We start from the raw sequence: 15,431 nt of genomic DNA on the forward strand, positions 1-15,431 counted from the left end.
AGTCCTCAATGACTGATACTGTTTGGGCGCCGGACGGCGGCAATCTGGTGGTGCACGCGGACAACGCGGAATTCCTCCCGACGCTGCCGGACGGCGCCTTCACACTCATTTACGTGGACCCGCCCTTCAACACAGGCCGGGTCCAACGCCGCCAGGAAACACGCATGGTCCGCAACGCGGACGGCGACGGCGACCGCGTCGGGTTCAAAGGTCGCTCCTACGACACCATCAAGGGTGCCCTTCACAGCTACGATGACGCCTTCAGCGACTACTGGTCCTTCCTGGAACCCAAGCTCGTAGAGGCCTGGCGGCTCCTTGCCGACGACGGCACGCTGTACCTGCACCTGGACTACCGCGAGGTGCACTACGCCAAGGTGATGCTGGACGCCATCTTTGGCCGGGAGTGCTTCCTCAACGAGATCATCTGGGCCTACGACTACGGCGCCCGGGCCAAGAACCGCTGGCCCACCAAGCACGACAACATCCTGGTGTATGTAAAGAACCCTGCGAAGTATCACTTCGACAACGCTGAAGTGGACCGCGAACCCTACATGGCCCCCGGTCTGGTCACGCCTGCCAAACGCGAGCGGGGAAAACTTCCCACGGACGTCTGGTGGCACACCATCGTTTCGCCCACCGGCAGGGAAAAGACCGGCTACCCGACCCAGAAACCCGAAGGCCTGGTGCGCAGGATCGTCTCTGCCTCAAGCCGCGAGGGCGATTGGTGCCTGGACTTTTTTGCTGGATCAGGAACCCTCGGCGCTGTTGCCGCCAAGCTGGGCCGCAACTTCGTCTGCGTGGACCAGAACGAGCAAGCCATCGACGTCATGCGGAAACGCCTTGGCACCAAGGCCGTCTTCCACAGCAGGGGGCCTTTGCCGGAAGGCGCGGTGGACCAGCCGGAAGGCGCCCTGGATCAGGCAGTGCCCTTCACGAATGCCTGATTAGCCGCGGCGATCCTGACCAGCGGCACATCCATCAGCGAACAACCGTGCTGCCGGTTGCGAGTTCCTCGATCCTTGCCAGGACGTCGGGAGATGTCAGGTTCTCTCCCAGCCGATTCGGTTTGCCCGCTCCGTGATAGTCGGATGATCCCGTGATGAGCAGCCCATGCTCCGACGCCATGTTGCGAAGGAACCCGCGTCCTTCTTCCGGGTTGTCGCGGTGTTCAATTTCCAGGCCAAGCAGTCCGGCGTCGATCATCTCCCGGTACGTCCGCTCCCCCACAATTCGTCCCCTCGCCGAAGCCACCGGGTGCGCGAAGACCGGCACGCCTCCGGCGGCACGGACAAGCTCGACGGCGATAGCGGGATCGGGCGCGTAGTGCTGCACGAAGTATCGCGAATGCGATGTCAGGATCGATGTGAAGGCTTCCGAGCGGTCCGCGACCACACCGGCAGCAACCAAGGCATCCGCGATATGCGGGCGGCCCACTGTAGCGCCAGGAGCCACATGGTGAATGACGTCATCCCATGTCAAAGGGTAATCCTCGGACAACAGGGTGACCATGCGCTCAGCGCGCGTGAGCCGGGCGTCCTTTGACTTGGTGATCTCTTCAAGAAGCCCGGGGTGGGAGGGATCATGCAGGTAGCTCAACAGGTGGACGCTGATCCCCTGCTCCGTCCGGCACGAGATCTCCATGCCGGGAACGAAAGTGACTCCGTGCTCCTTGGCAGCGGCAGCAGCCAACTCCCACCCATCACTGGAGTCGTGGTCCGTCAACGCAATGACATCCAGGCCTGCAGCTGCGGCCGAAATGATCACCCCGGCGGGGGTCTCGGTTCCATCGGAAACATTCGAGTGCGTATGCAGGTCTATCCTCACTTTCCCAGCCTATGGGATGCGGACCGCCTTGGGGTGTTGCGCCGTTGGCCTCCTCACGAAACTGGTGGGACGATGTAACGGTGAATGATGCCGAAAACACCCCGTACGCGGAATCCACAGATTCCCAGCCCCTGCAAGAACGCGTCAACAACCGTTCCCAGCGGCCCACATCCGATGCCTTCAAGGCATTCATGGCCAGCAACTGGGCGCCCGCACCGCAGGTAACCCCCGCTCGTGACGCCGTCGCAGACCACGCTGCCCGCCGCCGTCGTGCAATTTCCGAACTGTTCAAGGGCGAACGGCTCGTTATCCCGGCCGGTCCGCTCAAGGTCCGCTCGAATGACTGCGACTACCGCTTCCGCCCGCACTCCGGATTCGCCCACCTCACCGGGTTGGGCCTGGACCACGAGCCGGATGCCGTTTTGATCCTGGAACCGGCAGGTGAAGGAAAGGGCGACGACGGCGGTCACCACACCGCGACGCTGTACTTCCGTCCCCTGGCTGGCCGCGACACAGAACAGTTCTACGCCGACTCCCGGGCCGGTGAATTCTGGATCGGCGCACGGCCCACACTGGCAGAATTCAAAGCCCGTCTGGGTCTGCCCACCGCGCACATTTCCGAACTTGAACTGGCCATCACCAAGAACGTGGGCGCCCCGGAAATCGGCGGCATTTCCATCCGCCTGGTCCGCAAGGTAGATGAGAACATCGATGCTTTGGTGGACACTGCCCGATACAACACGGCCAAGGATCCTGAGAACCTTGACCTGGGCGAGCTCGATGCTTTGGACGAAAAGCTTAGTGAAGCACTCTCCGAACTCCGCCTGATCAAGGACGAGTGGGAGATCGAGCAGATGAAGATCGCCGTTGCAGCCACGGTTGAAGGCTTCGCCGACGTCGTGCGGGCCCTCCCGCGTGCTTTGACGCACACGCGCGGCGAACGCGTGATTGAAGGCGCTTTCTTCGCCCGTGCTCGCGAGGAAGGCAACGAACTCGGCTACGACACCATCGCGGCCTCAGGCAACAACGCCACAGTGTTGCACTGGACCCGCAACTCGGGCGCCGTCAACGCTGGTGAACTCCTGCTGCTTGACGCAGGAGTGGAGGCCGATTCGCTGTACACAGCCGATGTCACGAGGACCCTGCCGGCAAACGGCACCTTCACCGAGGTGCAGCGCAAGGTCTACGAAGCTGTCCTGGATGCCGCTGATGCGGGATTCGCAGCCGCACGGCCGGGCGTAAAATTCCGGGACATCCACACGGCAGCCACCACGGTCCTCGCTGAGCGCCTCGCCGAATGGGGTCTCCTCCCTGTCTCTGTTGAGGAAGCCATCAGCCCCGAAGGCCAGCAGCACCGCCGCTGGATGCCACACGGCACCAGCCACCACCTCGGCCTGGACGTACACGACTGCGCCCAGGCCAAGCGCGAACTTTACCTTGATGGAATCCTCACGGAGGGCATGATCTTCACGATCGAGCCCGGCCTGTACTTCAAGAACGAAGACCTGGCCATTCCTGCCGAATACCGTGGCATCGGTGTCCGCATCGAGGACGACATCCTCATGACGGCAGATGGCCCCGTGAACCTGAGCGCGGCATTGCCACGCAAGGCCGACGACGTCGAGTCCTGGATGGCCGGCATCTATCAGGAAGCTGCGGGCTAGCCTCCTACAAAGGGAAGGCCACCGGATGGATATCCGGTGGCCTTCCCTTTGTGTTGCTTGTGAGAGTTATTGTTTGTGGGAGTCCTCGTTCCCCGGCTGCTGTTCCTCGTGCCGCGGGGCATTCTGGCCCTCCGTGACCCGGACGCCGTACTGGGGGCGGCCATCGGGCAGGTCCGGATAGCGCACCGGTGACGGCGTCGGGTTCTGTACAGGCTGCGCTGCCTGCGCAGCAGGAGCCTGCGCGCCGGAAGCATCGGATTCGGTGGCCTCCGGTCCGCGCTGGCCATAGGGATCGTTCCAAGTGGCAGGACGGTCAGGTGCCTGGCCGGGCTGCTGGAAGGGCGCGTTTGGCGGACTGTAATTTTGTGCTTGTCCGGTGGCAGCCTGGGCGGAATTCATGGGCAGTTGGTGGAGCAACCGACGGGCTTCGTGGGCTGCCTCGATGGCAACAATGACATCGTAGTTGGTGGCGACCACCTGGCTTGTGGACGTGAAGTCGCGCTTGCCGCGCTGAGTCGCGTAGGTGGCGATGCCGAACAGCATAAAGAAAGCTGCACCCATGAGCACGGAGGTGATGATGGAGAACGTGCCGCCACCGGGCGTGAAGAAGGAGAGCATGACGCCGACGAAGAGGCCGAACCACATGCCGCTCAAAGCACCGGACAGGGCAACGCGTGGGTAGCTCAGCCGACCGGTTACCCGCTCCACCATCTTGAGGTCGTTGCCCACGATCGACACCAATTGGACGGGGAACTGCTGGTCCGCGAGGTAGTCCACCGCCTTTTGGGCATCCAAATATGAGGTGTACGAGCCAACAGTGTCACCTTGAGGTACGCTGCGGGATTCCTCAACGGCTTTGGGAGCACCAAAAATGTTAGACATAGCCCCATTGTGTCGCATGTAGATGTGAAGCGGCTGGAATTCAGCTAAAAGAGAGCAGACTCGGTAGCCTGTAAACATGAGCACACATCCCTCACGCGTCTTTGTCGCGCGTCTGCTCGGCTTGGACGTTTTCGACCCCCTGGGCGATCGTTTAGGCCGGTTGCGCGACGTCGTCGTGCTCTCCCGGGGGACCCGCGGCGCCCCGCACGTTGTTGGCATCGTGGTGGAAGTGCCGGGCAAGAAGCGGGTCTTCGTACCGATGACCCGCATCACCTCCATCGACCAGACCCAGATCATCTGCACGGGCCTGGTGAACCTGCGTCGTTTCGAACAACGCGGCGCTGAAACACTCGTGGTAGCGGAAATGTTTGATCGCCGCGTCACCCTTGCCGATGGCAGCGATGCAACGATCGAGGACATCGCGATGGATCAGCATCGGTCCAAGGATTGGTTCGTCAGCAAGCTCTTCGTCCGTCGCGGGCATTCCTTGTCGCCCCTGAGCAGGCTCCGCCGCAACGAAACCCTGATCATTGACTGGGCGGACGCGCAGACAGGCGGGCATAACGAGCCTCAGGCGGCTACGCAGTTCGTTGCTACGCATGAGGACCTCAAACCCGCCGACTTCGCCGAAGCCCTGCAGGAGATGAGCGACAAGCGCCGTTTCGAAGTGGCAAGCGAACTTCAGGACGAGCGGTTGGCTGACGTCCTCCAGGAGCTTCCCGAGGATGACCAGGTGGAGATCCTGTCTGCGCTGGACGTCGAACGGGCTGCCGACGTCCTGGAGGAAATGGATCCCGACGACGCAGCCGACCTCCTCGCCGAACTCCCCTCCGCCCAAGCGGAAGAACTGCTTCAACTCATGGAGCCCCAGGAAGCCGAAGACGTCCGGCGTCTTTTGGAGTACGACGAAGACACCGCAGGTGGCCTCATGACACCCGTGCCCGTCATCCTGCCTCCTGAAGCCACGGTCGCCGAAGCGCTTGCGCACGTTCGCCGCGAGGAACTCTCCCCGGCCCTGGCGTCCTCCATCTTCATCACACGGCCTCCGCTGGAAACGCCCACCGGCCGGTTCCTGGGTGTTGTACACATACAACAACTCCTGCGCTTCCCTCCGCCTGAACCTCTGGGCAATCTGGTTGATAAGAACCTTGAGCCGTTGTCGGACCAGGCGCACATCAGCGAAGTAGCCCGGACCCTGGCCACGTACAACCTCAACTCGCTCCCCGTCGTCGACGACGACGGCCGCCTTGTGGGGGCGGTGACTGTTGATGACGTGTTGGATCACCTGTTGCCCGATGACTGGCGCGCTCACGAGGACGACGCCCCTATAAGGAAACTTGGAGGCCGCATTGGCTGATATCAACGTCACCCGATCCCCCAGGTCCACTGGACGCACAAACAATCCCGGCAGCCTTGACACGCCGCTAAGCGGGCGTCAGCGCATACTGCCCAAGTTCTCGCCCAACCCGGACGCATTCGGCAATGCCACCGAGGGTTTCGCCCGGTTCATGGGCACGCCGCAGTTCCTCGTCTACATGACGATCTTCTGTCTCTTCTGGCTGGCCTGGAATACGTTTGCGCCCACGGAGTGGCAGTTCGACCGCGTCGAGCTGGGCTTCACGCTCCTGACGCTCATGTTGTCGCTCCAGGCCTCATACGCCGCGCCGCTCCTGTTGTTGGCCCAAAACCGCCAGGACGACCGCGACCGCGTCTCGCTGCAGCAGGACCGCCAGCGCGCCGAGCGGAACCTCTCAGACACTGAATATCTGACCCGTGAATTGGCTTCCCTGCGAATCGCACTTCGCGAAGTAGCCACACGCGACTACGTCCGCGCCGAACTCCGCAGCCTGTTGGAGGACATCATCGATGCCCAGGAGGAACTGCGGGAGAACGAAGCCGCCGCAGAGGGCAGCGAGTCTCCGGCCGACAAGGTCAAGGAGAAGCTCAAGGAGAAACGGGACAAGTCGCGTGGACCCCGTACGCAGCAGATCCCCAAAGTACGCCCGCAGCGTCCGGGGCCCCAGCACTCCAGCGCGAAGCCGGCCCCTCCCGAAAATCCCGAAAGCCGAGCGTAACCCATGAGCACCCCATCCGCCGAGGCACTTAACGCTGCTCTGGCAACCGTCATTGACCCTGAGTTGCGGCGTCCAATCACCGAACTTGGCATGGTGGAGTCGGTGGCGGCCAACGACGACGGCACCGTCCACGTAGCAGTGCTGCTCACGATCGCCGGCTGCCCACTCCGCGACACCATTACGGCGGATGCCACCACTGCGTTATCAGGCATCGCAGGCGTCACCGGTGTTGACGTGGAGCTGAAGGTCATGACTCCCGCCCAGCGCGAGGCCCTGAAGGAACAACTGCGCGGTCCAGGTGGTCAGCGGGGCATCCCTTTCGCCAAGCCCGGGTCCTTGACGAAGGTATACGCGGTTGCGAGTGGAAAAGGCGGCGTGGGCAAGTCTTCGGTCACCGTCAACCTTGCCTGTGCCTTGGCCGCCCAGGGCCTGCGGGTGGGCATTGTGGACGCCGACGTACACGGCTTCTCCGTCCCGGGGCTCATGGGCATCACACAAAAACCGACGCAGGTGGACGACATGATCCTGCCTCCTGTGGCGTACGGGGTGAAGGTCATATCAATTGGGATGTTCGTTGACGGAAACCAGCCGGTGGCGTGGCGTGGTCCCATGCTGCACCGGGCCTTGGAGCAGTTCCTCACGGACGTCTACTTCGGTGACCTCGATGCCCTTTTCCTGGACCTGCCTCCCGGAACAGGGGACATCGCAATTTCCGTGGCCCAGCTCCTCCCGGACGCTGAAATCCTCGTGGTAACCACCCCGCAGGCTGCCGCTGCGGATGTCGCCGAACGCGCCGGAACCATCGCAACCCAAACAGGCCAAAAGGTTGCCGGCGTCATCGAGAACATGTCCTTCCTGGAAATGCCCGACGGCGGTCGCATGGAATTGTTTGGAAGTGGCGGCGGTGCCGTCCTGGCTGAGCGGTTGAGTGCTGCTGTGGGCAACGACGTACCTCTTCTCGGCCAGATTCCCTTGGATATCCGGTTGCGTGAGGGCGGAGATGCCGGAAAACCTGTAGTCCTTGCCGCGAGCGAGACTGCTGCTGCGAAAGCGTTGGCAGGCATTGCCGGGATGTTGGCCACTCGTCCACGGGGATTATCCGGGATGCCACTGGGAATCCAGCCGCGCTGACCGTCCTGGATTTCGGGAGAGCCTTCGAAAGGGCTTTGGCAGGCTAAGTAGCTTCGGTATCGAAAGGCGCAGCCTCGCCCTCGGCGAGCCGCTCAATAATGCGGGCCGGAGCCTTGGGCGTCGTATCCACCACTGCCGCCGCAGCTGTTGCAGCAGCCGGCGCGCCGGCGTTGACGGGCTTGGAATCATCGTCAAGCAACGCATCCTTGATGATGCGCCGCGGATCGTACTGGCGGGGATCGTACTTCTTCCAGTCGACCTCATCGATGTCGATGCCGACTTCTTCCTTGATCTGCTCACGCGCCCCCGAGGCCATCCGGCGGACTTCCTTCACCAGGTTGGCGAGCTTTTGAGTGTATTCGGGCAAACGGCTGGGACCGATGACGAGTACGCCGATAATCAGAAGGAGTATGAACTCCGGGCCGTTGATTCCAAACACGCTACGAAGATTACCTTGTCTGTGGTGCCGGTCATAAACCAGCGGGACGGAGCAGTGTCCGAAGGCCGCGGATCATCCGTTCGGACCACGTCTCGGAGGCTTGCGGAGCTTTCGTGCTGATCATGGAGTCCCCTGCACGAACCAACTCGGGAACGGCGTCGTCGGCTACATCTGCCGGCAAGTCCGATACATAGCTGAGGACGGCCGTCGAGGTCCTGTATACGGCCTCCCACGGGGTCCCCTGGGTGACAGAGAGCTGGGTCGATGGCGAGCGTCCAGTGAGGGCCATGTCTGAAGTCTGCAGGTGCTCTTCCACAACAGTGGCGTAATGGCCCTTGCTTTCCAGCCGCAGTTCTACTGCCGGGTGGCCGTTGTACATGGTGGCCTTGGCTGAGACCATGTGGAAGCCCAGACCACCAAGTTCAGGACACGCCCATCCCTGGTCCCGCAGGGCATCCAACTGCTCAGAGTTCAAGTTCACCGGTGTGCCGGCTCGGAAGTCCGGCGTTGCCACGAACTCCGGCCTCGTCATCAGTTCTGCCGGGCCGCCGGTGAGTGCACTGGAAAGGGACGAGGCATCGTTGCCTGCACGGATGCTTGCTTGTGGCGCGGTATCACCTGCCACCACATAAGCGGCAACCGCCAGTGCACCTGCACTTACCGTAAGAGTACCGGCGGCCAGGCCGGCAATCCGAAGGCCGCGCCACGCACCGCCCTCGGTAGCACCACTCCTGGTCCGGGAATTTGCGACCGGCGGGGCCTGCTCATTCGCGAGTCGTTGGGTGTGCTGGAGCAAACGCGTCGTAAGGTCCTGACTGGCTTCGGGCACCGCTGCTCCGCGAAGCCGTTCAAGATATTGCCGCTCCCGGTTCAGGGCAGCACGGCACTCGGGGCAATGCCGTAGGTGCTCAGGGTTCCGGGTGTGGCGAAGGGCAGCGAGTTTGTAACGTGCAGCCAGTTTGCGACGTGACAGGGCACCCGGACGAATGTGGCGTCGAGGCATCGACTACCTAAAGAATGCTGGCGATGCGAGGCATCTTCAGGCGCGGCTTGCGGGCGTCGGCCGGGCGTGGGTCACGGTGGGCGAGCTTCTCCCGCAGCATCGTGCGGCCGCGGTGGATACGGGACCTGACGGTGCCCAGCTTCACGCCCAGCGCCTCCGCCACTTCGTCGTAAGACAATCCTTCAAGATCGCACAGAACAACGGCAGCCCGGAAATCCGGTGGCAATTCTTCCAACGCACGCTGAACGTCAAGGTCCAGATTGTTGTGCTCGAAGCTCTGCTCAGGGCCTGGCTCACGGCCCGGCAGGCGTGACTCGGCGTCCTCGGCAAGGGCGTCAAAGCGGATTCTGCTCTTGCGACGCGCCTGGTCCAGGAAAAGGTTGGTGGTAATACGGTGCAGCCACCCATCCAGGGTTCCTGGCTTGAAGTTTTCCAGTGAACGGAAAACCCTGACGAAGACCTCTTGGGTGAGGTCCTCGGCGTCGAACTTGTTTCCGGTCAGGCGGTAGGCAAGGCGGTATACCTTGGCGGAGTGGTTGGCGACCACATCCTCCCAGCTGGGCATGACCCAGTCTGTAACGGCCTCAAGGCTCTCCGATGTCTGGACTGGCGCAGCATGCGATGCCGGCATCGTCCACTCCCCTCAAACTGTGGTTCACCGTACTTGTCCGGTGCCGCCCACCACGTGGATGACCGGATCAATATCATCCCAAGTTTTTCTGGGAATTTCCTGACTAAGGCACAATTTCCACGCAAGGCGAAATCCTGCTGCAGACACAATCCCGGGACGGCTGCGAACACGGGGTTTGCAGCACCGGACACAGTAGGCTGGTATAGACACCCCTACGCGCGGAAAGCGAACCCTTCATGAGTGCCGACAAGTCAACCAGCTGGTCCTATGCAGAAGATCTGCCTGCTGAGGATGACGTCTTGTTGCGCGCCCGGGAGAGGTCCTTCGAGTTGGGGGTTAAACCCATCAGCCCGGGCGTTGGCGCGGTGTTGACGGTCCTTGCCGCGGCTTCAAAGGCACAGACAGTAGTTGAGGTTGGTTCAGGCGCCGGAGTCTCAGGTGTTTGTCTTTTGCGTGGCCTGGGTCCACAAGCCGTCCTGACCACCATCGACGTCGACGTTGAACACCTCAAGGCCGCCCGCGAAGCCTTTCTGGAATCCGGCAGCCCCGCCAACCGGACCCGGACCATCTCCGGCAGGGCCGCCGACGTCCTCCCGCGCCTCACGGACTCCGCCTATGACCTTGTCTTCATCGACGCCGACAAGCCCAACTTCCCCCGCTACGTTGAACAAGCTGTCCGCTTGCTCAAGACGGGTGGCACCTTGGTGATCAACGACGCCCTGGATAAGGACCGCGTCTCAAATCCAGCAGCCCGCGACTCCACCACCGTGGTTCTTCGGCAAGTTGGCAAATCCATTCGCGACGACGACCGCTTGGCCTCTGCGATGCTTCCCACCGGCGATGGACTTCTGGTGGCTGTCAAAAAATAGGCAATTGCCATTTAGCGGACATTCTTAAAGAACAGCACCCAAGAAAGACGCTGCTGCTTAAACAAAAGCAGGGCTCCGGCTCTCGCCGGGCCCTGGTCTTTTGAATCCAGCCTGCCTATGAATCTATTCGGTAACGCCTACAAGGCATTCCTTGAGGTTCTCCGCCTCCGCGGCATTGAGCTCGACTACAAGCCGTCCTCCGCCTTCGAGCGGCACACGCATGATCAGGCTGCGTCCCTCTTTGGTTACTTCCATAGGGCCGTCGCCAGTACGTGGTTTCATAGCCGCCATTAGGAAAATCCCCTCCATTTGTCCCAAGTCACGCCCAACCCGGCCGGGCTGGATCCGCTTCGCAATTGCAGCCGGCGGCACCGCTTGGGAGGCCGCCTTGGCCGGGCACTTTTAGGTGCTTTTGTCCTTGCTCGTATTCCATTATCCCGTACTTACCCGTCCGTAGCGAATCAATGGACTAATTACCCCGACACGGAACAAAGACACTTCCCGACGGCGGGTGGTCCGGTTATGGCGGATAGTCTCCACCTCCCGGCAATGGCGCCCAGGCCCAAAGCCACACCACCCAGACGATCTGCAGGAGGACAAACATGACCACGACGGTTCCCCTGTATGCCTTGGACTTGGACAGCAGCGCTGCACCCAGGGCAAGCGGGAAAAGGGGAAGGAGCATCCGGAAAGTACTGGTCTGGGGATACAGGAACACCAGCAAATAGCCCATGTAGCAGGCGCACCAAAGCCGCATTTCCGTTCCCAGTGCCCGGACAGGCTTTGAAACCATCAGCAGCACGAACAAACCGACGAAGACGAAGGGCGCCAACACGCCAAGAGCCGGACCGAACAGCATCCTTCCGGTGTCGAACCACGGTTTGAAGGGCACCAGGTCATGACCGCGCCAGGCGGTTTCCGTACGCGTGTAGGCGCTTGGATCCCCCGTGACCGCCCAAGCTATAGCCGGCCAGGCCAGGGCTCCGAGTCCGGTTGCCAGCGCCAGGGTGCCCAGGGACAGGAGTTCTGGCGTGGACGAAGCCATTGCCCGGGGCTGGTCATCGACGTCGGATGGCCTGAAGCGCTGCCAGATCCGCCAAACCAGGAGGAGGCCCAGCATCGCGGCGAACGGGACTCCAGTGGGCCTGGACAAACACATCAACAGCACAACCGGTATGGCTGCCAAGTAGCGTCGCCGGACCACCAGGAGAAGCGAGCCGGACAGCAGCAGGAGGTTCAACGATTCTCCATAGGGCACCTGGAGAATTGGCGACACCGGGAAGGTGGACACGAAGATGACGCCCCACATTGCGGTACGCCGGCTGGCAGCTTCCCTGAACAGTTTGAAGATCACCAAGGCAGCACCGAGGCCTGCAATCATTGCTATGGCGGTGAGGGACTGCAGAGTCCCGAGGCCCGTGACGGCATTGAGTCCCCGCCCCAGGAACGGGAACAATGCGTAAAAGGCCCAGGCATTCTCCTTGACTACCCCGTTGGCATCCACCGGAAGCAGGGAAGGGTAGCCGTTGTCCGCAACCTGGGCATACCAGCGTCCATCCCAGATAGTGATGAAGTTCCAGTAGTCCGGCGCGGGCGGGAACCATGGATTCACTCCCTGATGAACGGCAGCCGCCATGAAGATACAGGCACTGACCACCCGGGCCACTACAAAAATCAAGGAAACCTGCAGCCACCAAGGCCAACGTGCCATCCGGGCTCCCGCGGCGGAGATACCCCGCGAAAGGCGCGCGGTGGGTCCCTCCCCGCCAAAACGGGTAGGTGCAGGGGTGCTCACAGTGTGGTCCGCTTGGCGTCGCCATCCTCAAGCTTTGATTGGACCAAGGCACTGAGTCTCTCGATCTCGCGGTCCTTGGCTACCAGTTGGTCGCGCAGCTCATCAAGGACCTGGTCCACCTGGTCCATGCGGTAACCGCGCAACCCCAGTGCAAAGCGCACGGCGTCGATGTCCGTGGCTGCAGCCTTCTCCGGGAGCAGCACCGGAGGCAAATTGGGCAGGGAGTCATCCAGCCCCGCTCCCACGGAGCCGCCACGGATGATGCCGGAACCAAAATACAATGCGGCACCAATGAGGACAATCGCGACAAACACCAGGAAAAAGCTCACAGCCACCATCGTGCCAGAAACAGCCGCCTACTCCGGGCGCTGGTTTCCATTGGTGGTGGCGGGAAGCGGAGCACCATGCAACACCCGGTGGACGGCATCGGCAGGGTCATCCACAAGTTGGATCAGGTCCAGGTCCTTTTCGGACACCATTCCTTCAGCAACCAAAGTGTCCCGGATCCACTCAATCATTGGACCCCAGAAGCGGACACCCAACAGCACGATCGGGAACGATGTCACTTTGCGTGTCTGCACCAGGACCATTGCCTCGAAGAGCTCATCCAGGGTTCCAAGTCCGCCGGGAAGGACGACGAATCCTTGGGCGTACTTCACGAACATCGTCTTGCGGGCAAAGAAGTACCGGAAGTTGATGCCCAGGTCCACCCATTGGTTCAGGCCCTGCTCGAACGGCAACTCAATGCCCAGCCCGACAGATACGCCGTTGCCTTCCACAGCACCCTTGTTGGCGGCTTCCATGGAGCCCGGGCCGCCACCGGTGATCACGGCGACTCCGGCTTCGGCGAGCTTGCGCCCCACATCCACTGCCATCTCGTAGTACTCGGTTCCCGGTTTGGTACGGGCTGAACCGAAAACACTGACTGCCGGACCAATATCGGCCAACGCCCCAAAGCCCTCAACGAATTCGCTCTGAATCCTCAGGACGCGCCAGGGATCGGTATGGATGAACTGCCCGGCACCGCTCGTGTCCAGCAAATGCTGATCGGACATTCCCTTGTCCGCCTGTTTGCGTCGCAGTTCCAAAGGGCCCTTGTGCTTGGCCGGTGCAATCTCCGAAGGCAGGGGCACGTGGACGCCCGCGACGTGGCCATTCGCGTCCGGGCTGGGAATCGGGTGCTGGCTAATGCTCATTGCCCAAGGCTAGCGCGGATGAATGCAAGCGAAGACGCTACGACGCGGTTCTTGCATTGCAGTCTGGTATATCGCTGGAGGGCAGGTTTCTGTTCAGTCACGATCTGGAGGAACTTGCCGTGACCGTGGTCATAATTGTGTCTTTGTTCGCTAGATTCGTCCTATGACTACTCAAGTGTCCGGCGATGCGCTCGTCTCCCTGAACAGCGTCAACAAACACTACGGTCAATTGCACGTCCTCAAAGACATCAACCTCCAGGTTCGGAAGGGTGAAGTCGTCGTGGTCATCGGGCCGTCCGGCTCCGGTAAGTCCACGTTGTGCCGTGCCATCAACCGTTTGGAAACGATCGACGACGGCGACATCGCGATCGACGGGAAGAAGCTCCCGGAAGAAGGCAAGGAACTCGCCCACCTGCGTGCCGACGTCGGAATGGTCTTCCAGTCCTTCAACCTGTTCGCCCACAAGACGATCCTTGAGAACGTCACGCTGGGACCGATCAAGGTGAAGGGCGTTGCCAAAGGCACGGCAGAAAGGGAGGCCATGGCCCTCCTGGAACGTGTCGGCGTGGGCCACCAGGCTCCCAAGCTCCCCGCGCAGCTCTCCGGTGGCCAGCAACAGCGTGTGGCCATTGCCCGCGCGCTTGCCATGAAGCCCAAGGTGATGCTGTTCGACGAGCCCACCTCGGCGCTGGACCCCGAAATGATCAACGAGGTCCTGGACGTCATGATCCAGCTGGCAAAGGAAGGCATGACCATGATCGTGGTCACCCACGAGATGGGCTTTGCCCGCAAGGCAGCCGACCGCGTCGTGTTCATGGCCGATGGCCAGATCGTGGAAGATTCAACACCCGAGGAATTCTTCACCAATCCGCAGAGCAACCGCGCCAAGGATTTCCTGTCCAAGCTTCTGACCCACTAGCTCCCTGCTGACCCGCATCCAGGCCCGCACGGACCGCATCCAGGCCGTACGCCGGCCAACCAATGAAAGGAATGTCATGAAGAAGGCTTTTATTACCCGGAGGAAATCTCTCCTGGTGGCCGCTTCGGCTGCACTGGCCCTCTCGCTGAGCGCCTGCGGTGGAGGCAGTGGCACCACCACTCCGCCTGTTGCCTCGGCGAGCTTCGAGGCAGGCACCACGATGGCGAAGTTGAACCAGGCCAAGAAGATCACCATTGGTACCAAGTTTGACCAGCCGCTGTTCGGCCAGAAGGGCCTGGACGGCAAGCCTGTCGGCTTCGACGTCGAAATCGGCAAGGCCATCGCTGCCAAGCTTGGAATTGAACCTGACAAGATCGAATGGGTGGAAACTGTTTCCGCCAACCGTGAACCGTTCATCGAGCAGGGCCGCGTTGACATCGTCATTGCCACCTACACGATCAACGATGCCCGCAAGCAGAAGGTCGCATTCGCGGGTCCGTACTACGAAGCCGGTCAGGCGCTGCTGGTGAACAAGGACGACAACTCCATCACCAAACCCGAGGACGTCAAGGGCAAGAAGGTTTGCTCTGTAACGGGTTCCACCCCGGCTAAGACCATCGTCGAAAAGTATGGTGCTGAACTGGTTCCGGCCGCAAACTACACTGCCTGCCTGGAGCCGTTGCGCAACAAGCAGGTTGTCGCCGTCACCACGGACAACGTGATCCTCGCAGGTTACGTTGACAAGGAACCGGACGCCTTCAAGCTGGCTTCGGACCAAACCTTCACGAAGGAGCCGTACGGCATCGGCCTGAAGAAGGATGACACGGTCTTCCGCAACTGGATCAATGACCAGTTGGAAGGATTCGCCAAGGACGGCACGTACAAGAAGGCTTGGGAAGCAACAGCAGGAAAGGTCATCAAGACCGCTCCTGAGCTGCCCAAGATCGACCGCTACTAGTCGGAAGCCGGTGGCTGCCGCCCTCCCCTTGGGGGAAGGGCGGCG

The 15,431-nt window shown here is 61.5% G+C and carries 17 protein-coding genes; 8 read left to right on the forward strand and 9 right to left on the reverse strand.

Annotated elements, in window-relative coordinates:
- Positions 1-8: 8 nt before the first annotated feature.
- Positions 9-944: a DNA methyltransferase gene (locus VUN82_17640; GenBank protein XAS70898.1), complete on the forward strand. Its 936-nt coding sequence runs from the start codon at positions 9-11 to the stop codon at positions 942-944.
- A 34-nt stretch (positions 945-978) separates the two neighbouring features.
- Here the strand turns inward: VUN82_17640 and VUN82_17645 are convergent, their stop codons facing one another.
- The gene (locus tag VUN82_17645) at positions 979-1,824 is read right to left on the reverse strand and encodes a PHP domain-containing protein (GenBank protein XAS70899.1); all 846 of its coding nucleotides are present in this window, start codon (positions 1,822-1,824) and stop codon (positions 979-981) included.
- 80 nt (positions 1,825-1,904) lie between these two features.
- Here VUN82_17645 and VUN82_17650 point away from each other — a divergent pair, with 80 nt between their 5' ends.
- Positions 1,905-3,488 carry an aminopeptidase P family protein gene (locus tag VUN82_17650; GenBank protein XAS70900.1) on the forward strand — a complete coding sequence of 528 codons (1,584 nt, stop codon included), beginning with the start codon at positions 1,905-1,907 and terminating at the stop codon, positions 3,486-3,488.
- A 66-nt stretch (positions 3,489-3,554) separates the two neighbouring features.
- Here the strand turns inward: VUN82_17650 and VUN82_17655 are convergent, their stop codons facing one another.
- On the reverse strand, positions 3,555-4,370 hold the full coding sequence (locus tag VUN82_17655) for a general stress protein (GenBank protein ID XAS70901.1): 816 nt from the start codon (positions 4,368-4,370) through the stop codon (positions 3,555-3,557).
- 76 nt (positions 4,371-4,446) lie between these two features.
- Between VUN82_17655 and VUN82_17660 the strand changes: the two genes are divergently transcribed.
- Genes VUN82_17660 through VUN82_17670 form a run of 3 tightly spaced genes read left to right on the forward strand, consistent with a single transcriptional unit; the run spans position 4,447 to position 7,576 of the window.
- Positions 4,447-5,727 (forward strand): CBS domain-containing protein, encoded by a 1,281-nt coding sequence (locus VUN82_17660; protein ID XAS70902.1) that lies wholly within the window; start codon positions 4,447-4,449, stop codon positions 5,725-5,727.
- On the forward strand, positions 5,708-6,445 hold the full coding sequence (locus VUN82_17665) for a DUF1003 domain-containing protein (GenBank protein ID XAS70903.1): 738 nt from the start codon (positions 5,708-5,710) through the stop codon (positions 6,443-6,445). The genes VUN82_17660 and VUN82_17665 overlap by 20 nt, the downstream gene beginning before the upstream one ends.
- Before the next feature lie 3 nt (positions 6,446-6,448).
- Positions 6,449-7,576 (forward strand): P-loop NTPase, encoded by a 1,128-nt coding sequence (locus tag VUN82_17670; protein ID XAS70904.1) that lies wholly within the window; start codon positions 6,449-6,451, stop codon positions 7,574-7,576.
- A gap of 43 nt (positions 7,577-7,619) precedes the next feature.
- Here the strand turns inward: VUN82_17670 and VUN82_17675 are convergent, their stop codons facing one another.
- Genes VUN82_17675 through sigE form a run of 3 tightly spaced genes read right to left on the reverse strand, consistent with a single transcriptional unit; the run spans position 7,620 to position 9,649 of the window.
- Entirely contained in the window at positions 7,620-8,015 is a 396-nt protein-coding gene (locus VUN82_17675) for a Sec-independent protein translocase TatB (protein ID XAS70905.1), read from the reverse strand.
- A 31-nt stretch (positions 8,016-8,046) separates the two neighbouring features.
- On the reverse strand, positions 8,047-9,018 hold the full coding sequence (locus tag VUN82_17680; GenBank protein ID XAS70906.1) for a hypothetical protein: 972 nt from the start codon (positions 9,016-9,018) through the stop codon (positions 8,047-8,049).
- A gap of 7 nt (positions 9,019-9,025) precedes the next feature.
- Complete coding sequence (sigE, locus tag VUN82_17685; protein XAS70907.1) at positions 9,026-9,649, reverse strand: RNA polymerase sigma factor SigE; 624 nt, start codon at positions 9,647-9,649, stop codon at positions 9,026-9,028.
- A gap of 236 nt (positions 9,650-9,885) precedes the next feature.
- Here sigE and VUN82_17690 point away from each other — a divergent pair, with 236 nt between their 5' ends.
- Positions 9,886-10,518 (forward strand): O-methyltransferase, encoded by a 633-nt coding sequence (locus tag VUN82_17690; GenBank protein XAS70908.1) that lies wholly within the window; start codon positions 9,886-9,888, stop codon positions 10,516-10,518.
- Between the two features lie 123 nt (positions 10,519-10,641).
- Here the strand turns inward: VUN82_17690 and VUN82_17695 are convergent, their stop codons facing one another.
- The 4 genes from VUN82_17695 to VUN82_17710 form a co-directional block, all read right to left on the reverse strand.
- Positions 10,642-10,809 (reverse strand): DUF3117 domain-containing protein, encoded by a 168-nt coding sequence (locus VUN82_17695; protein ID XAS70909.1) that lies wholly within the window; start codon positions 10,807-10,809, stop codon positions 10,642-10,644.
- Between the two features lie 229 nt (positions 10,810-11,038).
- Positions 11,039-12,229, reverse strand: coding sequence for a hypothetical protein (locus VUN82_17700; protein ID XAS74730.1), 1,191 nt, complete (start codon positions 12,227-12,229; stop codon positions 11,039-11,041).
- 80 nt (positions 12,230-12,309) lie between these two features.
- On the reverse strand, positions 12,310-12,651 hold the full coding sequence (locus VUN82_17705; protein XAS70910.1) for a DivIVA domain-containing protein: 342 nt from the start codon (positions 12,649-12,651) through the stop codon (positions 12,310-12,312).
- An 18-nt stretch (positions 12,652-12,669) separates the two neighbouring features.
- Positions 12,670-13,509: a TIGR00730 family Rossman fold protein gene (locus VUN82_17710; GenBank protein XAS70911.1), complete on the reverse strand. Its 840-nt coding sequence runs from the start codon at positions 13,507-13,509 to the stop codon at positions 12,670-12,672.
- A 163-nt stretch (positions 13,510-13,672) separates the two neighbouring features.
- On the opposite strand from VUN82_17710, the gene VUN82_17715 reads away from it, so the two are divergent.
- Positions 13,673-14,428 (forward strand): amino acid ABC transporter ATP-binding protein, encoded by a 756-nt coding sequence (locus VUN82_17715; protein XAS70912.1) that lies wholly within the window; start codon positions 13,673-13,675, stop codon positions 14,426-14,428.
- A gap of 76 nt (positions 14,429-14,504) precedes the next feature.
- Positions 14,505-15,386, forward strand: a complete 882-nt coding sequence (locus tag VUN82_17720) for a glutamate ABC transporter substrate-binding protein (GenBank protein ID XAS70913.1) — start codon at positions 14,505-14,507, stop codon at positions 15,384-15,386.
- The last annotated feature ends 45 nt before the right edge of the window (positions 15,387-15,431 follow it).

It is taken from the genome of Micrococcaceae bacterium Sec5.1, assembly GCA_039636795.1.
Classification (GTDB): domain Bacteria; phylum Actinomycetota; class Actinomycetes; order Actinomycetales; family Micrococcaceae; genus Arthrobacter.